Annotated in this window: 5 protein-coding genes; 3 read left to right on the forward strand and 2 right to left on the reverse strand. The window is 64.0% G+C overall.

Features of this window, described 5'->3' with window-relative positions:
* Together EN964_RS28080 and EN964_RS28085 are read left to right on the forward strand one after the other, a co-directional pair.
* The coding region (locus EN964_RS28080) for an amino acid ABC transporter permease (RefSeq protein ID WP_164776037.1) at positions 1 to 347 on the forward strand (347 nt) is incomplete at its 5' end.
* On the forward strand, positions 344 to 1,114 hold the full coding sequence (locus EN964_RS28085; RefSeq protein ID WP_127267253.1) for an amino acid ABC transporter ATP-binding protein: 771 nt from the start codon (positions 344 to 346) through the stop codon (positions 1,112 to 1,114). The genes EN964_RS28080 and EN964_RS28085, both read left to right, overlap by 4 nt.
* A 182-nt stretch (positions 1,115 to 1,296) precedes the next feature.
* Here the strand turns inward: EN964_RS28085 and EN964_RS28090 are convergent, their stop codons facing one another.
* Positions 1,297 to 1,914, reverse strand: coding sequence for a LysE family translocator (locus EN964_RS28090; protein ID WP_127267254.1), 618 nt, complete (start codon positions 1,912 to 1,914; stop codon positions 1,297 to 1,299).
* A gap of 144 nt (positions 1,915 to 2,058) precedes the next feature.
* Complete coding sequence (locus EN964_RS28095) at positions 2,059 to 2,718, reverse strand: response regulator transcription factor (RefSeq protein WP_127267255.1); 660 nt, start codon at positions 2,716 to 2,718, stop codon at positions 2,059 to 2,061.
* Positions 2,719 to 2,847: 129 nt separating this feature from the next.
* Here EN964_RS28095 and EN964_RS28100 point away from each other — a divergent pair.
* A partial coding sequence (locus tag EN964_RS28100) for a histidine kinase dimerization/phospho-acceptor domain-containing protein (RefSeq protein ID WP_281059575.1) occupies positions 2,848 to 3,842 on the forward strand: 995 nt, incomplete at its 3' end.

Raw genomic sequence — 3,842 nt, forward strand, 5'->3', positions numbered from 1 at the left:
TAGGCTCGGTGCCGAAAGGCCAGCGGGAAGCCGCCTATTCGATCGGCATGACCTGGGGCCAGGCGATGCGGCGTACCATTCTGCCGCAAGCCGGCCGGGTCGCGGTGCCGCCGCTCTCCAACACCTTCATCTCGCTGGTCAAGGACACGTCGCTGGCCGCCGCCATCACCGTGCCGGAGATGTTCCAGGCGGCGCAGCGCATCGTCGCCACCACCTATGAGCCGCTGATCCTCTATGTCGAGGCGGCGATCCTCTATTTGGCGCTGAGTTCGGTGCTGTCGGCCTTGCAGACGCGGTTGGAGACCCGGCTCAACCGCTATGGCGGCTTCCTGGAGGCGCGCTCATGATCGGCCTCAGCAACATCGAAAAGCGCTTCGGCGACAATCTCGTGTTGAAGGGCGTGACGGTCACCATTGCCGAAGGCAGCGTCACGGCGCTGGTCGGTCCGTCGGGCGGGGGAAAGAGCACCCTGCTGCGCTGTATCAACCTCCTGGAGATCCCGACCTCGGGCACGGTGCGCATTGGCGACGAGACGCTCGAATTCCACCCCGGCGGCAGGGTTCCGGCCAGGGATATCCAGCGCCTGCGGCTGCAGACTGGCATGGTGTTCCAGAACTTCCAGCTGTTTCCGCATCGCACTGCGATCGAGAACGTCATGGAAGGGCTGGTGACGGTGTTGAAATGGTCGCCTGAGAGGGCACGCGAGCGGGCACTGGCTCTGCTGGAGAAGGTCGGGATGGTGCACAAGGCAGACGCCTGGCCAGCGACGCTGTCGGGCGGCCAACAACAGCGCGTGGCGATCGCCCGCGCTTTGGCGCCGTCGCCGAAAGTGCTGCTCTGCGACGAGCCGACCTCGGCGCTCGACCCGGAACTGGCGCAAGAGGTGGTCGAGGTGCTTGGCAAGCTCGCCAGCGAAGGCACGACCATGGTGATGGCGACGCATGATCTGCGCCTCGCCTCCAAGATCGCCCAGGAAGTGGTGTTCCTCGATGCCGGCGTCGTCGTCGAGAAGGGGCCGGCCGCGGTGCTGTTCAACAATCCGCAGCAGCAACGGACGAAGCGGTTCATCGCAACGCTGAAGCAGGAGGCTGAGAAGGAAGGCGGCGGCGCGTAAGAGCGCGGCCCAGAGTGTGTTGAATTCGGGTGATGGCCCAAAAGGGGCGCCGGTTTCCGGGATATCTTGCCGTGCGCGAGCAGGCCGTCAGCCGCCCTCCGGCATACTGGCCCTTGCTGCCGGCAGCCGCTAAAATTTCACCGTCGGCTCTCCCCTGACGCCGCGGCTTTTCATTTGCAGGTTCAGATATGATGGCTGACGAGCGCCACGCCAAGTCCGATGAGGATCGAACCGCATGTCTTGGGGATCACCCATCCGGCGCCGCCGCCGGTGAACCGGCCAACGGCGAGCGAGGCGATGCCGACCGCCGCCAGGTCGGCCATCGAGAAGATAAGATTGACGACGATGCCGAGGATGAGGAATTGCAACCCTACGGCAATGGCGGCTGACGGATCCACGAACTGCGGCAGGAAGGTCAGGAAGAACAGTGCTGTCTTGGGATTGAGGATCTCGACGACCATGCTGTCGCGGAATGTGTTCGGGGCCGGCCTGGCACCGTCCTCGCCCATCCGGTTCCAGCCCAGGAACATGGCAAGGCCCAGCGAAATGAGATATGTGGCGCCCGCCAATCGGATCATCGAGAAAGCGACCGGCGCGTGTTCCATCAGTGCGGCGAGTCCGACCGCCGCGGCCAGGATGTGCACGTAACAGCCGAGATGAACACCCAGTGCCGCCATCAATCCCGCCTGACGGCCATGGGCCAGCGTCTGCGCGGTCATGTAGAGAATCGCCGGCCCTGGCATGCAGGCGAAGGCGAGCGTTGCGAGGGCGAACGGAATCCAAAGATCCAGCGACGGCATGACGGCTCCTCCCATGTGATCAAGCCGTGGGAGGAGTAGGCTGGGGGTCAGGCCGAAAACATACGGCAGATGCCGTATTTGGATCGTGATCGGGCTTGGCTAATCTGCCGATGGTTAAGGGGACGTTGCCGAGCGGCTGCGATGTCAGCCGGCGGGCAATCCCAGACGAACCGCGTAGGCGGTCAGTTCGGCGGTGTTGTGGAGATTGAGCTTGCCCATCAGGTTTTCGCGATGCTTGCGAGCGGTCGGCAGGCTGATACCCAGCCGTTCGGCGATGTCGCGCGTGATCATGCCTTGCGCCACCAGTTGAAGGATCTGCCGTTCGCGCCGCGTCAGCGGCACCGGGGAGAGGATTTCCTGTGCGGCTATCGGCTCGCTGCCCCTGCCCATATCGCTGACGGCGAAGCGAACGGTTTTCGCCAGATAGGTGCCCCCCTTCTTGACCGCTTCGATGGCGGCGCCGAGTTCCTCGGGATCGCCGTCCTTGGTCAGGTAGGCGTTGGCGCCGGCACTGAGCGCGGCGCGCACCGTCCTCGGCTCGATATTGGCCGTCAGCACTACGATGCGCAGGTGTGGCGCCAAGGTCCTGATGGTGGCGATGAACTGCATCCCGGCGACGCCTGGCATGCCGAGGTCGAGGATCAAAAGGTCGGCGCGCGTGCTTCGCAGTTGGCCAAGCAGCGCCTCGCCATCCGCAGCCTCGGCGACGACCGAGACATTGTCCATCGCCGAGATGAGCAGCTTCAGCCCCTCGCGCACGATGGCATGGTCGTCGGCGAGTATGGCGGTGAGCGGGCGATTCATCAGGGCACCATCCAGGACTGCAGCGGCGTATATGGATCAATCGCCAACTTATGCGAAACAGGTTGCCGGTAGATCAACGGTACCGGGGAAGACCGCCCGGAGAATACTTGGGGCAATTGGGGGGATTCGATGCAGGAAGACAAGATACGCCAGGCCCTGATCGGACTCCTGTATCGCAATTCCTACGGCGTGGTCATCTCCAACATCGTGATCTCGATGGCGGCGGTCTATGTGCTGAGAACGGCCGTTTCCACCCATTGGCTGATCGGCTGGCTAGCGGCGCTGTATCTGCTGACGGCTATCCGGGTGCTGGCGTCGCGCCGTTTTTTCAGCCGCGCCCGGGATCGCCACTCGATCTTGCGCTGGGCATGGCTGGCGACGGCATTTTCCTGCATGTCAGGCCTTCTGTGGGGTGTGCTTGGCTGGGTCGGATTCATGCCCGAGGCGCCGATCGTGCTGTCCTTCACGGTCATCGTCCTGACTGGTCTCGTCTGCGGCACCGTGCCGTCTCTGTCGGCCTTTCCGCCGGCGCTGGTTGGTTCCATCCTGGCAACGGTGGTGCCGGTCGCCCTGCGCTGCCTGACCACCCAAAGCGATATTTCCGGCGCCTTCCTGTTCCTGCTCGCGTCGCTGGTGGCGATCAATTTCTACTACTGCCGTATCACCTACCGCATGCTGCGCGAAACCGTCAGCCTGCGACTGGAGAACGAAACGCTGGTCGAGCATCTGCAAGAGGAACGTGACAGGGCGCAGACCGCCGACCGTGCCAAGACGCGTTTTCTGGCGGCGGCGAGTCACGATCTGCGCCAACCGATCCATGCCCTGAGCCTGCTGGTCTCGACGCTTGCCGTTTTGGGGCAGCGCGGCGACGTACCCTCCGGCGAGGCGCGCGACCTGGCCAGCCGGGCGAAATCGGTTGTCAGCAACTTCAGTGGGCTGCTCAACGCTTTGCTCGATATCTCCCGGCTCGATGCGGGCATCGTCACGGTCGCGAGCGAGGCGGTGCCGCTGCGCGACCTCTTTGGTGATCTTCGCAATGAATTCGCCGCCGAGGCGAAACAGCGCGGACTTACGTGGCGCGTGGTCGACAGCGGCCTCTGCGTCGACAGCGACCCGATGATGCT

This window comes from Mesorhizobium sp. M7A.F.Ca.CA.001.10.2.1 (assembly GCF_003998575.1).
In the GTDB taxonomy this organism is placed as follows: Bacteria; Pseudomonadota; Alphaproteobacteria; order Rhizobiales; family Rhizobiaceae; genus Mesorhizobium.